The sequence below is a fragment of the Paenibacillus sp. EKM211P genome (genome assembly GCF_011066175.1).
Taxonomy (GTDB): domain Bacteria; phylum Bacillota; class Bacilli; order Paenibacillales; family Paenibacillaceae; genus Paenibacillus; species Paenibacillus polymyxa.
Window position 1 is genome coordinate 118,093 of the sequence record NZ_JAAMNS010000003.1, and the last position, 19,131, is coordinate 137,223.

A 19,131-nucleotide genomic window follows, 5' to 3' on the forward strand; every position below is an offset into this window, starting at 1 on the left:
CCAGTCCGGATTAGGGGCTGGTTCTTTTTTAGTTATATTGGTAAAATGCTCATAAAAGCGATTAAAATAAGCGCTTACAGATTAAAATTGTGCCATACTTTTACACAGGAAAAATTGAGATAATTAAAGCATCATTCTGAGTGGAAAACACATACAAGTAGGGGGATATACGATGAAAGATATGGAGCTATTGAATTCCAGCGAGGGACAGATGGTGCTTGCTCGAATGTACGGTCAACAACAAGTTTCCGAGCAAACCTCTAGATATCAATCACTTATACAGGCGTATCAGGAGCATTTTGGTGTAGGGGATATTGAATTATTTAGTGCTCCAGGGCGATGCGAAATTGGAGGGAATCATACAGACCACAACCACGGGAAGGTGCTGGCAGGCAGTATTACACTTGATACGATCGCTGTAGCAGCTAGAGTGGAAGAACCTGTTATTACCTTCTTTTCTGAAGGCTACCAAACGAAATACGTCATTGATTTAAACGACTTGGTACCAAAACCGGAGGATGATGGTACGATGCTGCTGATCCGTGGCATTGCAGCTGGTTTACTTGAATTCGGGTATCGCATCGGAGGATTTCAGGCTTATATATCGAGTAATGTATTCTCTGCTTCAGGATTAAGCTCTTCCGCTTCGTTTGAAATGTTGATATGCACAATATTAAATCATTTTTATAACGAGGGAGCATTAGATACTGTTGCTAAATCCAAAATTGGTCAGTATGCGGAGAATGTTTATTGGAACAAGCCTTCGGGGCTGCTCGATCAGATGGCTTGCGCATATGGCGGCTTGATTTCCATTGATTTTGAAAATCCCAAGGAACCGATCATTAATCCAGTCCATTGGAATTTTGAACAAAACGGCTATTCCCTGGTTATTGTAAATACAGGTGGAAATCACGCTGATTTAACCGATGATTACGCAGCGGTGCCGAACGAAATGCGTGCTGTGGCTCAGTCTTTGGGCGCTTCTGTTTGCCGTGACTTATCGCCCGAGAATCTGTATGCCAATCTCAAAATGGTTAGGGAAAAAGCGGGGGATCGGGCAGTACTTCGTGCTTTGCATTTTTTTGAAGAAAATAAGCGTGTGGATGAGCAGGTGAAATCGCTGGAGGAAGGGCGCTTTTCTGATTTCTTAAGGCTGGTCACCGAATCTGGAAACTCTTCCTGGAAATGGCTGCAGAACGTTTATAGGAGTGGGATTGATCGTGAACAAGATGTATCGGTTGCACTGGCTTTAACAGAAATGTATTTAAAATCAATTGGTGATAGCGCATGCAGGGTACATGGTGGTGGCTTTGCTGGTGTGATCTTGACGATTCTTCCCAATGATCATGTGGATGATTACAAGGAGTGGATCAGCGGAATGCTGGGAACTCCAGTACTCGTTGTCAACGTCCGTGAGGATGGTGCTGTTAATGTAAGCGAATTGATCAATGCTGAACGGACTCGTAGCAAGTGTACTAACTAGTCAGTCAAAGACTTTAACCTATAGGTTAAAGTCTTTGTTCTTTTTATGGCCGATACAGCTTAGGCATGCGTTATAATAGAGAGATGGAAGTTCTAATGAAGGAGGGCCTGTCATGGCAATATATCCGTCCTGGTCTTATTCACAATCAAGGGCCCAAACGTTCGACGAATGCTTACGCAAATACTATTATCATTATTACGGCTCGCATAATGGCTGGAATTCGGCACAGGGCACTGAAGAACAAGTTACGTTGTATCGGCTTAAGCAACTGAGCAACTTATATATTTTATTCGGGAATATTACGCACCAAATGTGTGAATCGGTCATACGTGGGTGGATGGAAAAAGGGGCTGTCCCGCGCACAGCATTTCTGGAGACCGCTATGAAGAGCATGTTGAATGACAGCTACAAGGAATCCTTACACCGTGAGCTATGGCTGCAAGATCCCAAAAATCGGGTCATGCTGGCCGAAATTTACTACGATGATGAAGTGCTTCCGGAACGGATTGCCCGGATTAAGGAGCGGCAGCACGCGGTGGTACACAATTTGTACCGTACCGCAGTTTGGCGTGAGCTGCAACAGGGCCAGGCCCGAATCGTTGAGGTGGAAAAATGGGATACGATGCTCCTACATGAGACAAAAGTATATGTCAAAATGGATTTGCTCTATCGTAGAGACAACGGAGACATGGTTATTGTAGATTGGAAAACAGGTAAGGAAGGCGACTTCTCCGACCAGTTATTTTTGTATGCTTCCTATGTGCAGGAGCATTATCAGCTTCCTTTGGAGAAAATTGAGGTACGGGTAGAGTATTTGATGACAGGAGAGCATGAAGTATATCGCCCCACACCAGAGGATATCGACAAGGTAGTTGGCAATGTAGGACGTTACATCGAGGAAATGAAGTCCTGCCTCGATGATGATTACTATAATCGACCCAAGCCCGAGTCTTTCTTTACACCGATGCCTTCACGCAGGGTCTGCGGCGGCTGTAATTTTCGCGAGGTGTGTAAGTACCGCGCGGTCTGAAATCGAGAAATTAACATAAAAACGGAGTAGGTGGAATGGTGCTGCACAAGCAATAGCGGTGGGAAGCACCATCCACCTGCATAATGGCTATAACTCTCTCAAATTCTGAAACCGCTTTCCAATTCGGAGAATACGAGGTATGATAAGGGTATTATTGGAAATTGTGAAGGGGGACAGTGGAAAAATGCCGAGTACAGGACACACACGTATTCTTTTTCAAGGAGATTCCATTACAGACGGAGGAAGGGGACGGAATGAGGACGCGAACCATTGGCTGGGTCAGAGCTATGTGTATCTGATCGCTGGGACACTCGGGAGTCGACTGACTGCTACACAACCGGAATTTGTAAACCGGGGTGTTTCGGGGGATCGGGTTTCGGATTTGTATGCTCGTTGGAATGAAGACACGTTTAGCCTACAGCCAAACCTGCTCAGTATTCTAATCGGAGTGAACGATGCCTGGCGGATCGTGGAGCAGGAGCCGTCCGGGGTGACGGACCGATTTGAACGAGCCTACTGCCACCTGCTGGAGGAGACGCGTGAAGTGATGCCTGATACCGGGCTGGTGCTGTGTGAGCCGTTTATTTTGAAAACAGGAGCTACCGAGGCGCGCTGGGACATTTGGCAAGAAAAAATAACGGGCTACCAGCGTATTGTGCGTCAACTTGCCGACAAATATGGGGCCGTATTTGTGCCGCTCCAGAGCATGTTGAACGAGGCCGCTACCAAGGCGGACGCTTCCTATTGGCTGCATGACGGGGTTCATCCGACAGCGGTCGGGCACCAGTTAATAGCTGATCAATGGATAGATATCGTGCAAAAGAGTCCGCTGGCGATTCGTTAACAAAGCTATACATAGTCTATTCCTTGTCATTTTTGGGTAATACACGATTATGGACATCATTACTTATGTTATGGTTCCAACCAAAAATGAATGTCAAAGGGGGTGCTTCTTGCTTCGTCATCAACGGAGCAAGAGAGGGCTATGGAAACGATAAATATCATTCTAGTTATTTTACTTATCACTTTAACAGCTTTTTTTGTGGCCTCAGAGTATTCCATTATCCGTGTTCGGGTATCTCGTATCAACCAATTGGCCTCAGAGGGCAACAAAAATGCGAAAGCTGTTAAAAATATTCTGTCTCGGCTCGACGAGTATTTATCCGCTTGTCAGCTTGGAACCACATTAACTTCAATGGCGCTAGGCTGGTTAGGGGAATCTACAGTTGAGAAGCTGCTACATCCCCTGTTTGTGTTGGCGCATATTCCAGCTGGACTAACGGGAGTGCTCTCCTTTTTGCTGGCTTTTCTGATTTTGACCTATTTCGAGGTGGTCGTTGGGGAACTGGTACCCAAAACCTTCGCCATACAAATTGCCGAACCGATGGCATTGTTTTTTGCCCGTCCGATTACGGTATTCTATAAAATAACGTATCCTCTGAATTGGGTGCTCAGTCGTTCTTCACGTGTCATTACAGGGCTTTTTGGGCTAAAAAAAGTATCCGAAGAAGATGCAGCACTCAGTGAAGCCGAGCTTCGACTGGCGTTATCTGAAGGGTTTCGTAGTGGTGAAATTACACCGACAGAATATCGATACCTGAACAATGTATTTGATTTTGACGACCGTGCGGCGCAGGAAATTATGGTACCGCGCATCCACATCCGTTCTATATCTCACCAGGCAACGGTAGCCGAGTTTATGGAGCTGATCGAGGACAAAGTTTATAATTTTCTACCTGTAGCTGAACATGGGGACCGGGATCGTATTATCGGGATGATTCGTGTGAAGGAAGCTCTGCATGATTTGGCCCGTGGGCATAGCACAGGAAATACAACGATGGCTTCTTACATTCATCCGGTGCTTCAGGTGATTGAAACGGTTCAGGCTCGGGATCTGCTGATTCAGATGCAAAAACGACGTATTCCAGTAGCGGTGCTGGTGGATGAATATGGTGGAACGTCTGGGCTTGTCACCCTAGAGGACATTATGGAGGAAATTGTTGGAGACATTCCTTCCTATACGGATACCGAAACCCCCGCAGCGCTAACACCACTCATTACAAAAACAGATGATCATCGTTACATACTCAAATCACAGGCGCTTATCCATGAGGTCAATCGGCGCTTGGAGACAGATATTGAGGCCGGGGACGTATATACGATTGGCGGTTGGATGCTTTCCGAACGTTTTGATATCCAACAAGGAGACAAGCTGACCAGCGGATTATGGGAGTTTACTGTACTGGAAAAAAACAGTCACCAAATAGACACAATTGAAGCGGTTAAAAAGGCGATTGTTGAACAGAAGGATGACAGTTATTCTCAATGATGGAAAATGGCATGGCGAAGCAATAGATCGCTTCAGATGTGGCGAATGGCCTGCAACGTAAGCGGCAGCGCGATTCGTCCACTTTTTTTGACGCAGTTTGCTGCCTGAATAGAAGGTTGTTTTTGTAGTTAGGTCAGGAGACTTAAGGCTCTGCATCTTTATGCTTATAAATATAGGTGTCTGTGAAAAATACTACTAGAAATGTAGCAATTTTATGGTAAAATGGAATCAAATTTGAGTTTTTTGGGGTGGGCTACAGTACATGAAGATGTCACTAGGTACGAAAATGGTTACTGCATTTGTCTTGATTTCAGCAATAACCTATGGAACAAGCGCTTTTTTTATTTTTGTACTCAAGGACTGGCTTGCTCATGGTACACAGGAATGGGTATACACCTCGATTATTTTGTTATTGGGTGTCCTGTGGAGTGGCATTTTGGGCTGGTTGATCTCAAAATTACTTACACGGCCGATTGTTAGATTGGCCAAGGCGGCAGAGGAAGCTTCGGCGGGCAACCTGTCTGTCGTCATTCCAGAGCGTCGTTCAGATGATGAAATCAAAGTGTTGTACGATGCATTTCGGCATCTGATGTTGAACATTAAAGATATGTTCAATGAGATCTCGTATAGCACCAGAACAACTTCGCAAAGTGCAGAAAATCTGAGCTTGGCTATTGTACAAGCTACGGCGCAAATCGAGTCCATGTCTACGGTAGTAGAAGATATTTTGGATGGCGTGGAGCAGCAAAAGCAAGCATCTGCCCAATCAATTAAAACAGCGGATCGAATGCTGGGCGATTTTAAAATGATGCGTAGCAAATCGGGGCATATGCTTGAACTGTCAGGCCATATGGAGCATTCGGTGGATTCAACGCAGACTGTATTTTCATCCCTGATGGATGGCATGGGTGAGCTGACAGCTTCACATAGTCGTTCACAGCAGGTGATTGCACGACTGGAAAAAGAAGCTTCACAAATTGAAGCGATTACAAGCACGGTGAAGGATATTGCCGAACAGACCCATCTGTTGGCGCTGAATGCTTCTATAGAAGCGGCACGTGCGGGAGAAGAAGGGAACGGCTTTGCTGTAGTGGCGCACCAAATTCGCGCACTGGCCGCCCAAAGTACGGAGTCTGTACAGCAAATTAATGCTATCGTTAGCCGTGTACAGTCACAAATCGTAGAGACTGTGGAGTTGATGCATCAGCAAACGTCTTTAGTCAGTGCTGAGGCGGAACGGACAAGCTCTGTCGACCAGACGCTGAACCGTTTGAACGCTATTGTACGTGAATTTGTCGAAAGCATTCGCACCATGGAAGAAGCCGTAACAGAGCAGACGAATCGGGTGGATCAAACCTTTGAGCAGATTCATCGTATCCAGCAAATGTCAGGGGCGTTCTCTGAAGGTGCTCACAAAATTTATACGGCTGCTCATGAGGAGACGGCTATTATGCAGGAAATTTCATCCTCTTCCGAGGACTTGAAAGTGCTTACGAATAAACTCATGATGAAAACACGTGGAATCAACTATAACTAAAAACGTCATGTGAGGCATGATGCATACCCATAAAAACGTAGCTGCTACACACCGGAAAACGAAGCAAAATGGTTCTCCGGTGTGTGGTGGCTATTTTTTAATTTCAAAAAATTCACATTGTTTTCTGGGATGGTAAGCCAGGTCACTGACGCTAGACTGCACAACGATGGTCTGATCGTCAAAACGGATTATCGTCCCGCCTGAGCCAATCAATTGGTCATCTTGAAATACCCGGACACGAAGATGACGTTCCAGTGCCTCGCTGAAATCCTGATCTGTAATTAATCGGCGATTAATCGGCATGAGTGTTCTCCTTTGAATATAATATCTTTTATCATAAAGGTTAAGGTATTGAACAAGCAAGAAAGACGGCTAGAACATATTCGACTATTTGGTATAAAATAGAAGATACAAAGAGAGAAAGAAATCGAAGGGGGCTTTCTATGGACTGGCTGTGGTCAGGGTCTTGGTTCGATGCGTATGCGCCGGAAGGGTTCGAAGCCTTTACTCCGTCACATGGGTTGGCTATACTGGGGCTCATTGTATGTGCTTTGCTGCTGTGGCTAACGCGGGGATGGGTTCGGTCAAATAAGCCTGTAAGTGAGGGAATTCGCTGGTTATTAATTACGGTCCTCATTCTTTCAGAGGTGACTTTGAATATATGGTATGTGGCACAGCATATTTGGGATGTCCAGACATCATTGCCCTTGGAATTGTGCAGTGTGACACTGCTGTTGTCCATCCTGATGCTTATGTTCCGCAGCCGTTGGTTATATCCGGTCGTCCTGTTTGCCGGAATTGGAGGAGCGCTCCAAGCAGTACTTACGCCTAATTTGGCTTATGCCTTTCCGCACTATCGTTTTATCCATTTTTTCGTAGCTCATAGTGCTATTATTTTGGCTGCCCTATATATGACCTGGATCGCAGCACTCCGACCGACATGGAAGAGTGTAGGGGGAGTTATGCTATTCCTCAATGGCTTGGCGTTGATGGTGTGGATTGTAGACCGTGCGTTTGGTGCCAACTACATGTTTCTGACCGGAAAGCCGTCGACACCATCGATATTGGATGTTTTGGGACCATACCCTGTTTATATTTTGGCAGAAGAGGTCATTGCACTGCTATTCTTTTCTCTTCTGATGCTGTTGTTTGAGGTGCTGCCAGGAGGCAGATTGTATGTCCGCCTTCGCAAAGGAGCTGTGCATGGTGCTGACAGGGCGCTATAAAATAGTTGTAAAGCCATGCAAAAGCAGCCTTTTCCACTAGTAATGACTTGGGGTAAGGCTGCTAAGAATGTCTGAGCAGTAGCTTATACGGGGACAACGATCCCCTTTATGCTTAACGCAGCAGCGATTCTGCTCCGTCTACATAGATCTCTGTACCCGATACATGAGATGATTCATCTGAGGCGAGAAACAGGACCAGATTGGCGACCTGCTCTGGCTCACCGGGAGCATCCTCCAGCGGATGCTCTCCGCCCTTCGGAAATTCGACTGGAATTTGTACCTTCTTCAAGTCTTCGGTAGGGTACGTGTTATCATCAATTTTCGTATCGATAGCTCCTGGGCATATCGCGTTGACCCGTATTTTGTAACGTGCCAGCTCCAGCGCTGCCATTTTCATAAAAGCAACCTGAGCCGCCTTGGTAGAGGCGTAAGCTGAAAACCCAATACCCGAAAAGGTTCGGTTACCGTTGATGGAACTGGTGATGATAATGCTGCCGCCGTGTTCTTTCAGGTATGGAACAGCATATTTAACGGTAGCGAAGGTGCCGCGTAGGTTAATGTTCATCGTGCGGTCCCATTCCTCCAGCTCCATGGTCTCGATAGGGGCCATGGTGCCATTAATGCCTGCGTTGGCGAACACGATATCCAGCTTTCCGTATGTTTCCACGACTTTAGCGAACCCCTGCTGAATCATGTCTGGCTTGGCAATATCACATTCCAGCACAAGTGCTTCACCGCCTGCCTGCTCAATGATTGCTTTGGTTTCCTCTGCATGCTCAGGTGTCCGATCCAGCATGACTACCTTGGCGCCTTGTTCTGCAAAACGAATGGCGGTTGCTTTACCGATTCCTGAACCGCCGCCGCTGACCACTGCTATCTTTCCTTGCAATCTCTGCTCTGCCATTGACTATTCCTCCCATTCCGTTCATAAGCTAAACCGGACTCGTTATTCCAATACCTCTGAATGTTGATGGTGAAACAGTAGCCGCTGTATTTCACCCCATTTGCGAAATATGGTAACATAGGCGAACCAGTAGAAACTTATAGCCCAAATATATAGATTCTGAGCAAGTATCGGAGAAGACGCGAGTGACGGAGGTGGATCGAATTGGACAATAAAAGAAATGACCGACCCGAATCGTCAGACGCTATAGCACAAATTGGAAAAATGAAACCATGGGTCATGAGCGGTTCCAGCATTCAAATTGATCCGTTGTTTCCCTATTATGCCAATCGGTCGCGGGATAGCATAGCGGATGAGATCTCCCTTGCAGGCTACCAGACCGTGCATTATTTTGTCGTGCGTGAAAATGAAGTGGATGGAGCGCTTGTTGCTGCTTTCCAGCGTAGAGGCATCGCGGTATGGGCGATGGTGCTGGGCAACGGTTCCTTTGGCGTGTCCCAGCTACCGCCAGCGTGGAAGGAATGGCGCATGGAGCTGCTGCGCGAACCCAACGATGGCTTTCAGCGGCTTTCACATTTTGCCCCAGAGTATGTGGAATGGAAAAAGAAAGCCGCTGCCCGGCTCGTCACCGATATTCCGTTTGACGGCTTTGAGGTGGCGGAGCCTTATTTCCCCGAATGGAACGGGCTGCGCAGTGGAGTGTACGGGGATATTGGGCCGCATGCGCAGCGTGCCTTCCGCGCGCGCTACGGTGAGGACATTCCGAATTTCCGCGATAAGCATGCGCGGAACTACTACCGGAAGGTCCCGAAGCTGTACGCGCAGTGGGTCGATCTGCGCGTGGACGCCGTGAATGGGCTCATTTGTGAGCTGGTGAACGGCGCAGGCGGTGTGCGTGATGTCCGGCCGGACATCTGCGTGGCGACATGGTCGCTCGCTGTGAGCGGGCGTGGCGATATTCCCAGTCAGCTGCGGGAATGGCAGGGTCTGGACGCGGTAGCCATGATCGGGAGCGTAGCCCCGGATATGCACGTAATCCAGACCCATTGGCCAGACTGGATGCGCCGCCGCCTGCCGCCACAGTATATTCGCGGCTATGCTCGCATCGCGCAGTCCATACGCGCCGCTTATCCGGGTTTGCCCCTCGGAGTGCAGGCGGATATCGGTTCGCTCGCGCGGATGGTTCGGGACCGCGAGTGGACGCGGCAATTCGGGGCTACCGCCCTGAAGGGCGATTACAACGCCTGGACTGCGTATGAATACCATCTGGGAGGCTACATGTACGATGAGCCTCCAGTACCTCTTAGGGCGGAACGTTCCGCCGAAGATGAGGTGGTTATTTCTTTCAGTAAGCGAATTGCAGCCCCGGTTGTGGGCGAACTTCGTATTTGGAGCCGGGAGGACAGCGCAGATTCAACTCGCGCTTTGAACCGCAAGCTAGCGAATGATTCACTAACACTGCTAGAGCTTGTGGAGGCAGCAGCAGACGGAAACCGTCTATTGCTCCGTGTACGTAATTTACCATCCAGAACATTTAGTATGCGTATAGACGGTGTGCAGGATACACCAGAGCTGTGGCTACTCAAGGGAAGAAAGGCGCATCGCAATCTTCTCGAACATGAAGTAAAGGTTCCTTAAAATTTGGGTAATAACAAAATAACAGCTGTATAACGGCTCATTTGCCGGAGCATCATGAATTATATATTAAGGCAACATCTTTTCATAACATAAACAATAGTGGAGTGAAAAAGGTATGTGGGATTGGGATTATCTGATTCGAGTCATGTTTGCCGGATTGTGCGGCGCATTAATCGGCTATGAACGCAAAAGTCGGATGAAGGAGGCAGGCATTCGCACGCATTTCATTGTCGGGATCGGGGCGTCGCTTATGATGGTGGTATCCAAATATGGTTTTCAAGACCAGACTGTATGGTCTAACCTATCGCTGGACCCTTCCAGAATAGCAGCACAGGTTATAAGTGGAGTTGGCTTTATCGGCGCAGGAATGATTTTTACACAAAAAAATAGAATCAAAGGGCTAACTACCGCTGCGGGCATCTGGACTACCGCCGGGATTGGTATTGCTGTCGGTGCAGGAATGTATGGGCTTGGCGCGGGTGTAACGCTGTTTATTTTGGCGGCTCAGTCCTTGCTCCATAGTCGTTTTTATCAGATGGCTACCCCGTCCACACGGCAAGTGGTAGTTCAGGTTGATAATGAGCCGGGTGTACTGAATCAAATTAAAGAACTGCTGGAGAACAAAAAACTGACCATTCACAGCTTTCACGCCGAGCGCATCAATAACGGTGAGCAGTTGATGGTTCATATGCTTCTAAAACTGTCTCGGTCAGAGGGAGTGGAGGAATTGTTGTCACTGCTGCAAGAGATGGAAGGCATCCGTTCAGTCGAGACCAAATCCAATTAGACGACTTTACTGCTTTTTGTCGAACGCTGTAGACTCATTTAACAGTAAAAAAATCTAAAAATAATGATTGAAAACGCTTCCTTTTGTGTATATACTCTTACTACATCACAGAATCAGCACCTTAGAAAGTATCAGGGGATAAGCAAAAACGACCTCATGCGTATGCACAAGGTCGTTGCGGTTATCCCGTTATGAAAGACGGATTATTTTACTTTGACGGGTTCAGGATATTTTTTACCCAGCGTATCTACAGTAACTTTTTTCATTGTAGCTGGTTTGGTAGGTTTGTCATTGCTATCCCGTTTGGAGTTGACGATAGCGTCGACCACGTCCATTCCGGACGTTACTTTACCGAAAGCGGCATACTGACCGTCGAGGTAGTCCGCATCGTCAACCATGATAAAAAATTGCGATCCGGCTGAATCCAGATCCGCTGAGCGGGCCATGGATAATACGCCACGTGTATGTTTGAGTGTATTGTTAACGCCGTTGCTCTTGAATTCCCCTTTGATACTGTAGCCGGGGCCGCCTGTACCGTTACCTTGCGGATCACCACCCTGAATCATAAAGCCGGGGATGACGCGGTGGAAAATGGTACCGTTATAAGCTCCCTTTTGCACCAAGGAGATGAAATTGTTAACCGTGTTCGGTGCTACTTCCGGATACAGCTCAAGCTTGATTTTCTTGCCATCGTTCATGACAATCGTGACAACTGGATGTGAAACAGCCTTGCTTTTGTCTTTAGTTGCAGCGGGAGTTGTGGTGCTTGTCCGGCTTGCAGCTTCCACATCGGTGGCTTTTGTGCCACATCCGGCAACCAGCACGAGCATGATGGCCAGCAGGCACAATGTGTACCATGGGCGTATCGATTTTCGGTTCATTAATATTCCTCCTGAAAGGTTGGATGGTGTAACATCCTAATTTATAGTTTGGGGACAGCGCAGAACACTTTTCCATTTACTATCATACCTTTTTTGTTGGGGATAAGGAAATACGGGTTTGAAAGCCGTATTCTTGACCCATACTGCTGCTATTCCCAAGGAAAGGGGCAGGATCATGATGGAGGTAGACAAAAAACTGGCTAAAGGTCTCATATGGGGTATGGCGTTCAGTCTGCCAGTTTGGGTAGGGGTGCTGTACTCAGTACAACATATTCGTGACTGGCTATAACATAAAGTGTAAAGATAGGCCAAAACCGCAATGGTTTTGGCTTATTTATATTTGTGCCAGTCCAAATTGCTGTTATTCAACAGATGTTCAAAGTTGTTGTCCAGCTTCTTTTGTTCAGCTTTTTTTGCTTCAAGGGCACGTTGCCGTTCGTCTTCTTTACGCTTGTCTTGCTCTGCTTGCGCTTCATTGGCTTGAGCCTTAAGCTTGTTCAGCACGTCCTGACTCAACAGATCCTTTAAGGTAGCAGGTTTGTCCTGAGCCGCAGGAGCAGCGAAAGACGAATTTCTCTTTTTAGCCATGTCATCATCTCCATTCCATTCGATTATATCAGCTTCTTCGTGGTTGTTCCACGATGAAAGGCTAAGGTTTACGGTAGACTTTTCTAATTTAGAGGGTAATAATGGAATGAACAGAAGGGACGTGTGGCAGCATGCATCTATATTGGAAGCGAAACCTGATTGTTTTGTGGATCGGAGTATTGTTTTGCAGCATGGCCTATTCCGTGTCGATTCCGTTTTTACCTATTTTTCTGAATACGGAATTGGGGGTTAACGATCAACTGGAATTATGGTCAGGAATTGCCTTTGGAGTTACTTTTTTAGCGAGCGCGCTGATTGCCCCGTTTTGGGGCTCGCTGGCAGATAAGTATGGACGTAAGCCGATGCTGATTCGTTCAGGGTTTAGCCTGGCTGTATTATATCTGGTAAGTGCTTTAGTGACAGACCCCTATGTATTTGTAGGAGTTCGCTTGTTTCAAGGACTTCTCTCCGGATTTATTCCTGCGGCGATTGCGCTGGTCGGAACGGGCTCGCCTGAAGAAAAAACGGGCTATGCCCTTGGCATTATGGCGACTGCTGGAGCGACTGGCAGCATTATAGGTCCGCTGATCGGTGGTGTGGTGAGCCATTATTATGGCAATCGAAATGCCTTTTTTTTCTCAGCGGCTCTTGTACTGGTATCTGCGTTCATCGCGACATTTGGCGCTAGAGAGGATAGCTTCAAGGGCACCACTACCCGCTCGCATGTTCGGGATGATATCAAAGAGGCTATTGCTAATCGGCCATTATACTTTTTGCTTATTCTAGCTGGATTAAGTACCTTTTCTGTTATGATCTTGGAACCGTTAATTACGGTGTATGTGCTTGAAATGGGTGTGGACCGTAGCCATGCGTCTTTAAGTTCCGGGATTGTATTCTCAGCTGTAGGCATCGCGGCAGTGCTGATGGCTCCCCGATGGGGCCGGATTGGAGGGAAAATCGGCTTTGCCCAAGTGTTGCTGATTGGGCTGATCGGTTCGGGGATTGGGAACATCTTGCAGTTTTTTGTAACCAACTTTGTTGGTTTTGGTGCGCTTCGGTTTGGATATGGATTGTTTTATGCGTCTGTCATGCCGGCGATTAATGCCATGACTGTGGAAGTCACCAAGCCGGAGTTTCGCGGACGAGCCTTTAGCCTGAATCAATCAGCTACCCAACTCGCGACGATGGCGGGGCCGCTGATTGGCGGCATGCTTGGGAGTTGGATGCCCATTCGCTGGATCTTCGTATTAAACGGTGGCATCTTGCTGGTTGCAGCGTTGTTGCTATGGGCGAAGGGGAAAAACGTTTTCCCGATTTCAGCCCAAAATAACGCAACGGATCAGAATATTCATTCTGCCGGATAGGCCAATTAGATAATTATCCCAAACCCTTATTTTTAGTATATTATTCATAACCCTTTACACTGATCATATGACAGGGAGGGATATATTATGATAAGAGACGACATTTTGCGTCAACAGCTTGAGAATGCCCGTCAAAAGCTGTATATTTTACAAGCAAAACATGGCTTTAATCATGCCAGTGTGCTCAAACAGTCTGTAATTATGGATAACCTCATCAATCAATATAACCACCTTTTTTATATAAAAGAAAAAAAGCCGACTGCATAGATATAACCAACTGGGCGAGATCTTTTAAAAAGGCCACTCGCCCTTGTATTGTAGGGCTGCAATATTTTTAGGTACGGTTAGTTTGATGCGCACTCATCAAGACCCCTATAATAACGACCAAGCCGCCAATGATTTGGCGCCATGTAATCGTTTCGTGCAATAGTAAGACAGAGAACAACACCCCAAATATCGGAACCAAATTCATTAAAGAAACGGAACTGCTCGGTGACAGCTTGATTAATCCGTAATTATAAAGCAAAAATGCGATAACGGAGCAGAACACACCCAGATACATGAGCAACATAAACGATCCCGTTGTCGGAGCCTGCCAGCTATCCTTTTCTAATAGGGCTAACGGTATGAAAAAGATACTACCTGCAACGGTTTGATAAAAAGATAACGTCACCGGCGGATATTTGTCCACAACCTTACGCGTCATGAAAGTGTAGAACGCCCACGCAAATCCGGTGCCAATCAATATTAAATTTCCGATGAGTTGATTCTTACCATCCGAGCTTTCGCCAACGGAGGTTAAGAAATATACCCCGATCATGGCCAGTGCTATGCCGCAGACTTTATATTTGGATAATTTGACTTTATACAAAATAAATTCAAGCAGCGATGTAATTGCAGGATACGATGCGACAATTAATGCTGCGTTGGAAGCGGTCGTCAGGCTAACCCCTATATTCTCCATTGAAAAATAAAGAGTGATTCCCAAAACCCCACTAAACGAAATCGTAGCCAAATCCTTTGGCTTTACTTTGACATGTTCTTTTTTGATCAGCAGAACGATACCTAGTACGATGGAAGCTATGATAAATCTGGATAGACCCAAGGTAAGAGGAGGGAACGTCGTATAGGCTGCTTTGGTGGCAATAAACGATGTGCTCCAGATCAATAGGGCTAGAATCGTAGAAGTATAGTAAATCCGGTTGCTTTCGCTGTGATGAGCTATGACTTTGTTCAAGTTATATCCTCCCTGAGTTCATCCCCTATGAAATATGATAGTGATAGTAGCTACTATAGTTACTACTATGAAAATGCTACTAAAAAGATAATTTGTATATCAGTTTTTGTCAAGGGGAAGTGATATAGTAAGGAAGAACATGAATTGAGGAGAAGACGTCATGAAATCAAAACCAAACATATTAGAAATTCTACGTGATTTGAATTTTAGTGAATATGAAGCCAAGGCTTATGTGACCTTATTGGAAAGCTCACCACTTTCGGGATATGCCGTTTCATTGAACTCTGGAGTACCGAGATCCAAGATTTACGAGGTTTTGTCGGGAATGGTCAACCGTGGGGACATCATGGTAAGTCAAGAAAATACACCTCTATATGTGCCACTTCCTCCACATGAATTGATTGCCCAGAGAAAGCGCAAAGCAGAGCAGATTTTCAACGTGGCGCAAGAGAGTTTGGAGCAGTACACAGCATCGTTTCAAAACAGAGAGAACATTTGGAATATTTCGGGGTATGAAGCCATTATCAATCGCATTAATGAAGGCGTGAAGGGAGCAAAACACCGAATTTTACTGGAAATTTGGAAAGAGGATGCCGAGGTGTTCCGGGATGCCTTAGAGCAAGCTGCTCAGCAAGGAATTGAGGTGATCCTTGTAGCATATGGTGATCTTAACTTTGATTTTGCTACTGTTTACCGCCATGATATGAGTGAGGAGATTACGTCCGAAATCGGTGGTCGATGGATTGTGCTTAGCGTGGATGACCGGGAGGTTGTAGCTGGCATACTTTCACTTGGTGATGACAGCCGTGCTGCATGGACGCTACACCCGGGTCTTGTAATGCCGATTACGGAAGTGATTATTCATGATATTTATATCATGGAAATCCTATATGAGTTCCGTGAAGAATTAGAGGCCAAATTCGGCCCTAATCTAATCCATCTTCGCAATAAATTCGCCATGGGTCCGAATGGAAAAGGATATTATGTTCCTTTGACTGAAAAAAGTATTAAACGTGTATAGAGATTGTCCGAGGTCCGATACGCAAAAATAAACAGGCCCATGGAGTATGATTCCATGAGCCTAATTTATTGAGTGCTGTCTTCTGTTATTTTACGGTTACAATCACACGCTGATAATGTTTCAAAGAATGTTTACCATTGTCCTGTACTTCTGCAATGATATGAATCGTATCCCCAGACTTCGCATCTGCCGGAACTGTGAAACTTGCAGTATTTGTGTCGCTACCTTGCAGGTCAATCGTGTTTACTTTCTCGCCTTCAGCTAATTCTCGGTGAAGCCCAAGCTGCATATCACCCAGCATTTCAGGTTTAACTTGCGCGGGTTTGACCTTAGAATCTTCATAGGTGTCAGCTTCGAAATATCTCCACCATTTATAGGTCAATGCATCACCGTCAGGATCTGTTCCTTCTGCATGTAGAGTTATGTTCTCCCCTGGACTAGCCGTTAGATCTAATCCTTCTTTAATGGTCAATGTTGGATTATGGTTGGCATCTTTATAGTCGGAAGCAATAGCCCAATCTGCACGGGCAGCAAAGTCATTTTGAATATCATCAAACCAACGCATCAGAGAGTATTCTGCTTCGAATTTTTTCGTATGCACATCATAATCTAACACCGTATTTCTAAATAATTTATCGTTAACGACACCAAAACGACCACCCCAGCCACCATAGGTTGGGTTTTCCATGCTCCGTAATCCGTTATCAATTAAATAGAAGAAGGATGGAGAATCTCCTTCGGAAATAAAGTCATACTTGTCGTATTGTGGATTTTTCTTCAAGTAGGCTTCACTGCCTCTTTGTTCTTCATCCAATTCACCTTTGATGATATTGCCGTCGCCCATCAAGGCATACATATTTAGCAGCTTGCCATGACCGTCTTTAATGTTTTTGAAGTTCCATTCCCCGTGTAACTTGCTGTTTACTTCTTCCGTGTGCATTTTCCAAGCATAAGCGAAATGCCAGAAGTTAGATTGGTCATTGATAATTCTGATGTCAGGCCAATTTTGGGCGATGTAATTATTGTAGCTATCGTCCTGGTCCAAAATGATGTACAGAACGAGTTTATCACTTACTTTTTTCCGAATCGTTTCCCATTGATCTGTATTTTTATATTCATCTTCAATGGATTTCAGAGCTCTGGCTGTGGTATTGGTTCCACCCCAAGTTTGTACATACAGATCTCTTTGGTCATCGTCTAGGAAAAGTGTTTTCAGGAAATTCGAGCCTTCCGTTTCCTTGTCCATTTCACCTTTGTTTGAAATATTTCCGATCTTGGTAACGCTTTTAATATATTCAGGTTTTGGATACCCTTCAGCATGTTTGATTAGGTTGGGGTAAATCTCTCCGTAGGCATCAATCATATCTGTTACCCATTGGGTTCCGGTCCATCTGAATGGCTTGATGCCGGCCTTTTCATCACCTGCATAATGATATACGGAGCTAGTCAGTACAATCCCGGACAAATCCATTTCGTTAGAGTAGAGAAGAAAGCGTATGACTGAGTTCATATCATCTACTTCTCCGTCAGTAGTGATAACCGTTCTAGCCTTGGTCGCTTTATTTTCCACTTTATTTCCCGCTGGTTGTTCTGTTGGAGCAGCGCTTTCATCCTTTACGACGGCTGTCGACTTACCACTGCAACCACTGATGATTAAAATACATATCATAGCTAACACAAAAATGCTTAACCCTTTTCTTTTTCTCATTTCTGTTCCCCTCTCTGAACGTTTCTATGATGATTTTTTAGGATTATAACCATGTAGGTATTGTTATTATTCAAGATTTAGGCATAAAAAAAACCTAAACATATATATGTCTCAACAAAAGTCGAGCATATATACATTTAGGTTTTGCCTGCATGATCAGTCACAATCCTGATTAGATTCTACATCATAATCTGACAAAATGAAAGCGGTTTATGATTCTTAGCACAAAATTAGTTTTACGCTTTGAATAAACCGGATTCTTTAACTTCAGACAGGAAGTTGTGGAATTCAGGGATGTTCAGCTGTTGCTGAGCATCGGACAAAGCGACTGCCGGGTTCGGGTGAACTTCTACCATGATGCCGTCGGCACCAGCAGCCAGGGCAGCCTTGGCACAAGGGGCCAGGATGTCTTTACGTCCTGTAGAGTGAGTTACGTCCACCAATACAGGCAGATGGCTTTCCTTTTTCAAAATCGGAACAGCGGAAATATCCAGCGTGTTACGTGTCCATTTTTCATACGTACGAATACCGCGTTCAATCAGCATGACTTGTGTATTACCACGGGATACGATGTACTCAGCAGCATGAAGGAACTCTTCCATGGTGGCAGCCAATCCGCGTTTGAGCAGAACCGGGGTTCTCGTTTCACCCGCAGCTTTCAGCAATTCAAAGTTGTGCATGTTGCGCGCGCCAATTTGAATGATATCGATGTAAGGGATCGCTTCCTCCAAATGTCTTGGGTCAACGATTTCACTGATTGTAGCCAGCCCGAACTCGTCGCCTACGCGTTTGAGAATTTGCAGGCCTTCAATGCCCAGTCCTTGGAAATCATACGGAGATGTACGTGGTTTGAACGCGCCACCACGCAGAATTGGTACACCCGCTTCCTTGAGAGCCGCACCTACCTCGCGCGTTTGTTGGTAGCTTTCCACCGAGCAAGGACCTGCAACCATGATGGAGGCTTTGCCACCTACCAGCGTATCTTTAACCTTGATAACCGTGCTATCCGGCTGATTTTTGCGACTGACGATCAAATGTTTTTTGTGTTCTTCTTTTTGATAGTTCAGAGAAGCCTTGAAAATATTTTTGAACAACTGGCGAATCGTAGCATCATCGAAAGGTCCACGATTAGCTGCGATCAGCTTGTCCAGCATTTGTTGCTCACGCACTGGATCAAAGTCAGGTACCCCTTGAGCTTCTTTCAATTTTCCAAGTTGTCCCGCCAGTTCAGCGCGTTGGGACAGCAGCTCCAGCAATTGCAAGTTTGTAGCATCGAGCTGTTCCCGCAACAGCTCCAAAGAATTTTCATTGGTTGACATACAGTACACCCTTCCCGAATTTAAATTGTTTTTTCTTTCAGCCCTTAGACTTTTTGCAGAAAATAACACAAAAAGGCAC

At 45.8% G+C, this 19,131-nt stretch carries 18 protein-coding genes; 11 read left to right on the plus strand and 7 right to left on the minus strand.

Annotated features, from left to right (window positions below):
• Positions 1-172 precede the first annotated feature (172 nt).
• The 5 genes from G9G57_RS06405 (at position 173) to G9G57_RS06425 (ending at position 6,379) form a co-directional block, all read left to right on the plus strand.
• Complete coding sequence (locus G9G57_RS06405; protein ID WP_044786417.1) at positions 173-1,483, plus strand: galactokinase; 1,311 nt, start codon at positions 173-175, stop codon at positions 1,481-1,483.
• 112 nt (positions 1,484-1,595) lie between these two features.
• Positions 1,596-2,513 carry a PD-(D/E)XK nuclease family protein gene (locus tag G9G57_RS06410; RefSeq protein WP_039276873.1) on the plus strand — a complete coding sequence of 306 codons (918 nt, stop codon included), beginning with the start codon at positions 1,596-1,598 and terminating at the stop codon, positions 2,511-2,513.
• 139 nt (positions 2,514-2,652) lie between these two features.
• On the plus strand, positions 2,653-3,357 hold the full coding sequence (locus tag G9G57_RS06415) for an SGNH/GDSL hydrolase family protein (RefSeq protein ID WP_017426366.1): 705 nt from the start codon (positions 2,653-2,655) through the stop codon (positions 3,355-3,357).
• A gap of 141 nt (positions 3,358-3,498) precedes the next feature.
• Positions 3,499-4,842 carry a hemolysin family protein gene (locus G9G57_RS06420; RefSeq protein WP_016821382.1) on the plus strand — a complete coding sequence of 448 codons (1,344 nt, stop codon included), beginning with the start codon at positions 3,499-3,501 and terminating at the stop codon, positions 4,840-4,842.
• 262 nt (positions 4,843-5,104) lie between these two features.
• Entirely contained in the window at positions 5,105-6,379 is a 1,275-nt protein-coding gene (locus G9G57_RS06425) for a methyl-accepting chemotaxis protein (protein WP_016821381.1), read from the plus strand.
• A 90-nt stretch (positions 6,380-6,469) separates the two neighbouring features.
• Here G9G57_RS06425 and G9G57_RS06430 read toward each other — a convergent pair whose 3' ends face one another.
• On the minus strand, positions 6,470-6,682 hold the full coding sequence (locus G9G57_RS06430; RefSeq protein ID WP_016821380.1) for a hypothetical protein: 213 nt from the start codon (positions 6,680-6,682) through the stop codon (positions 6,470-6,472).
• 140 nt (positions 6,683-6,822) lie between these two features.
• On the opposite strand from G9G57_RS06430, the gene G9G57_RS06435 reads away from it, so the two are divergent.
• Positions 6,823-7,605: a YwaF family protein gene (locus tag G9G57_RS06435; RefSeq protein ID WP_019686321.1), complete on the plus strand. Its 783-nt coding sequence runs from the start codon at positions 6,823-6,825 to the stop codon at positions 7,603-7,605.
• A 112-nt stretch (positions 7,606-7,717) separates the two neighbouring features.
• On the opposite strand, the gene G9G57_RS06440 is transcribed toward G9G57_RS06435, so the two are convergent.
• Positions 7,718-8,509: an SDR family oxidoreductase gene (locus G9G57_RS06440; protein WP_025364190.1), complete on the minus strand. Its 792-nt coding sequence runs from the start codon at positions 8,507-8,509 to the stop codon at positions 7,718-7,720.
• A 204-nt stretch (positions 8,510-8,713) separates the two neighbouring features.
• Here G9G57_RS06440 and G9G57_RS06445 point away from each other — a divergent pair, with 204 nt between their 5' ends.
• Both G9G57_RS06445 and G9G57_RS06450 read left to right on the plus strand, forming a co-directional pair.
• Positions 8,714-10,147: an N-acyl-D-glucosamine 2-epimerase gene (locus tag G9G57_RS06445; RefSeq protein WP_164964674.1), complete on the plus strand. Its 1,434-nt coding sequence runs from the start codon at positions 8,714-8,716 to the stop codon at positions 10,145-10,147.
• Positions 10,148-10,262: 115 nt separating this feature from the next.
• Positions 10,263-10,934 (plus strand): MgtC/SapB family protein, encoded by a 672-nt coding sequence (locus G9G57_RS06450; protein ID WP_016821376.1) that lies wholly within the window; start codon positions 10,263-10,265, stop codon positions 10,932-10,934.
• A 203-nt stretch (positions 10,935-11,137) separates the two neighbouring features.
• On the opposite strand, the gene G9G57_RS06455 is transcribed toward G9G57_RS06450, so the two are convergent.
• Positions 11,138-11,815, minus strand: coding sequence for a peptidylprolyl isomerase (locus G9G57_RS06455; RefSeq protein WP_017426371.1), 678 nt, complete (start codon positions 11,813-11,815; stop codon positions 11,138-11,140).
• A 330-nt stretch (positions 11,816-12,145) separates the two neighbouring features.
• Positions 12,146-12,403: a YqkE family protein gene (locus G9G57_RS06460; RefSeq protein WP_016821374.1), complete on the minus strand. Its 258-nt coding sequence runs from the start codon at positions 12,401-12,403 to the stop codon at positions 12,146-12,148.
• A gap of 131 nt (positions 12,404-12,534) precedes the next feature.
• On the opposite strand from G9G57_RS06460, the gene G9G57_RS06465 reads away from it, so the two are divergent.
• Positions 12,535-13,767, plus strand: a complete 1,233-nt coding sequence (locus tag G9G57_RS06465; RefSeq protein ID WP_164964675.1) for an MFS transporter — start codon at positions 12,535-12,537, stop codon at positions 13,765-13,767.
• Between the two features lie 87 nt (positions 13,768-13,854).
• Positions 13,855-14,034, plus strand: coding sequence for an aspartyl-phosphate phosphatase Spo0E family protein (locus tag G9G57_RS06470; RefSeq protein ID WP_013369715.1), 180 nt, complete (start codon positions 13,855-13,857; stop codon positions 14,032-14,034).
• 67 nt (positions 14,035-14,101) lie between these two features.
• Here G9G57_RS06470 and G9G57_RS06475 read toward each other — a convergent pair whose 3' ends face one another.
• Entirely contained in the window at positions 14,102-15,004 is a 903-nt protein-coding gene (locus G9G57_RS06475; protein WP_016821372.1) for a DMT family transporter, read from the minus strand.
• 160 nt (positions 15,005-15,164) lie between these two features.
• On the opposite strand from G9G57_RS06475, the gene G9G57_RS06480 reads away from it, so the two are divergent.
• Positions 15,165-16,025 carry a TrmB family transcriptional regulator gene (locus G9G57_RS06480; RefSeq protein ID WP_013369717.1) on the plus strand — a complete coding sequence of 287 codons (861 nt, stop codon included), beginning with the start codon at positions 15,165-15,167 and terminating at the stop codon, positions 16,023-16,025.
• 85 nt (positions 16,026-16,110) lie between these two features.
• Here the strand turns inward: G9G57_RS06480 and G9G57_RS06485 are convergent, their stop codons facing one another.
• Positions 16,111-17,733 (minus strand): DUF1593 domain-containing protein, encoded by a 1,623-nt coding sequence (locus G9G57_RS06485; protein WP_164964676.1) that lies wholly within the window; start codon positions 17,731-17,733, stop codon positions 16,111-16,113.
• A gap of 236 nt (positions 17,734-17,969) precedes the next feature.
• Positions 17,970-19,052 (minus strand): bifunctional 3-deoxy-7-phosphoheptulonate synthase/chorismate mutase, encoded by a 1,083-nt coding sequence (locus G9G57_RS06490; RefSeq protein WP_013369718.1) that lies wholly within the window; start codon positions 19,050-19,052, stop codon positions 17,970-17,972.
• Between the last annotated feature and the right edge of the window lie 79 nt (positions 19,053-19,131).

Coding starts and splice junctions, on each gene's coding strand:
- G9G57_RS06405 (WP_044786417.1), top strand. CDS start 173: ATGAAAGATATGGAGCTATTGAATTCCAGCGAGGGACAGATGGTGCTT.
- G9G57_RS06410 (WP_039276873.1), top strand. CDS start 1,596: ATGGCAATATATCCGTCCTGGTCTTATTCACAATCAAGGGCCCAAACG.
- G9G57_RS06415 (WP_017426366.1), top strand. CDS start 2,653: ATGATAAGGGTATTATTGGAAATTGTGAAGGGGGACAGTGGAAAAATG.
- G9G57_RS06420 (WP_016821382.1), top strand. CDS start 3,499: ATGGAAACGATAAATATCATTCTAGTTATTTTACTTATCACTTTAACA.
- G9G57_RS06425 (WP_016821381.1), top strand. CDS start 5,105: ATGAAGATGTCACTAGGTACGAAAATGGTTACTGCATTTGTCTTGATT.
- G9G57_RS06430 (WP_016821380.1), bottom strand. CDS start 6,682: ATGCCGATTAATCGCCGATTAATTACAGATCAGGATTTCAGCGAGGCA.
- G9G57_RS06435 (WP_019686321.1), top strand. CDS start 6,823: ATGGACTGGCTGTGGTCAGGGTCTTGGTTCGATGCGTATGCGCCGGAA.
- G9G57_RS06440 (WP_025364190.1), bottom strand. CDS start 8,509: ATGGCAGAGCAGAGATTGCAAGGAAAGATAGCAGTGGTCAGCGGCGGC.
- G9G57_RS06450 (WP_016821376.1), top strand. CDS start 10,263: ATGTGGGATTGGGATTATCTGATTCGAGTCATGTTTGCCGGATTGTGC.
- G9G57_RS06455 (WP_017426371.1), bottom strand. CDS start 11,815: ATGAACCGAAAATCGATACGCCCATGGTACACATTGTGCCTGCTGGCC.
- G9G57_RS06460 (WP_016821374.1), bottom strand. CDS start 12,403: ATGGCTAAAAAGAGAAATTCGTCTTTCGCTGCTCCTGCGGCTCAGGAC.
- G9G57_RS06465 (WP_164964675.1), top strand. CDS start 12,535: ATGCATCTATATTGGAAGCGAAACCTGATTGTTTTGTGGATCGGAGTA.
- G9G57_RS06470 (WP_013369715.1), top strand. CDS start 13,855: ATGATAAGAGACGACATTTTGCGTCAACAGCTTGAGAATGCCCGTCAA.
- G9G57_RS06480 (WP_013369717.1), top strand. CDS start 15,165: ATGAAATCAAAACCAAACATATTAGAAATTCTACGTGATTTGAATTTT.
- G9G57_RS06485 (WP_164964676.1), bottom strand. CDS start 17,733: ATGAGAAAAAGAAAAGGGTTAAGCATTTTTGTGTTAGCTATGATATGT.
- G9G57_RS06490 (WP_013369718.1), bottom strand. CDS start 19,052: ATGTCAACCAATGAAAATTCTTTGGAGCTGTTGCGGGAACAGCTCGAT.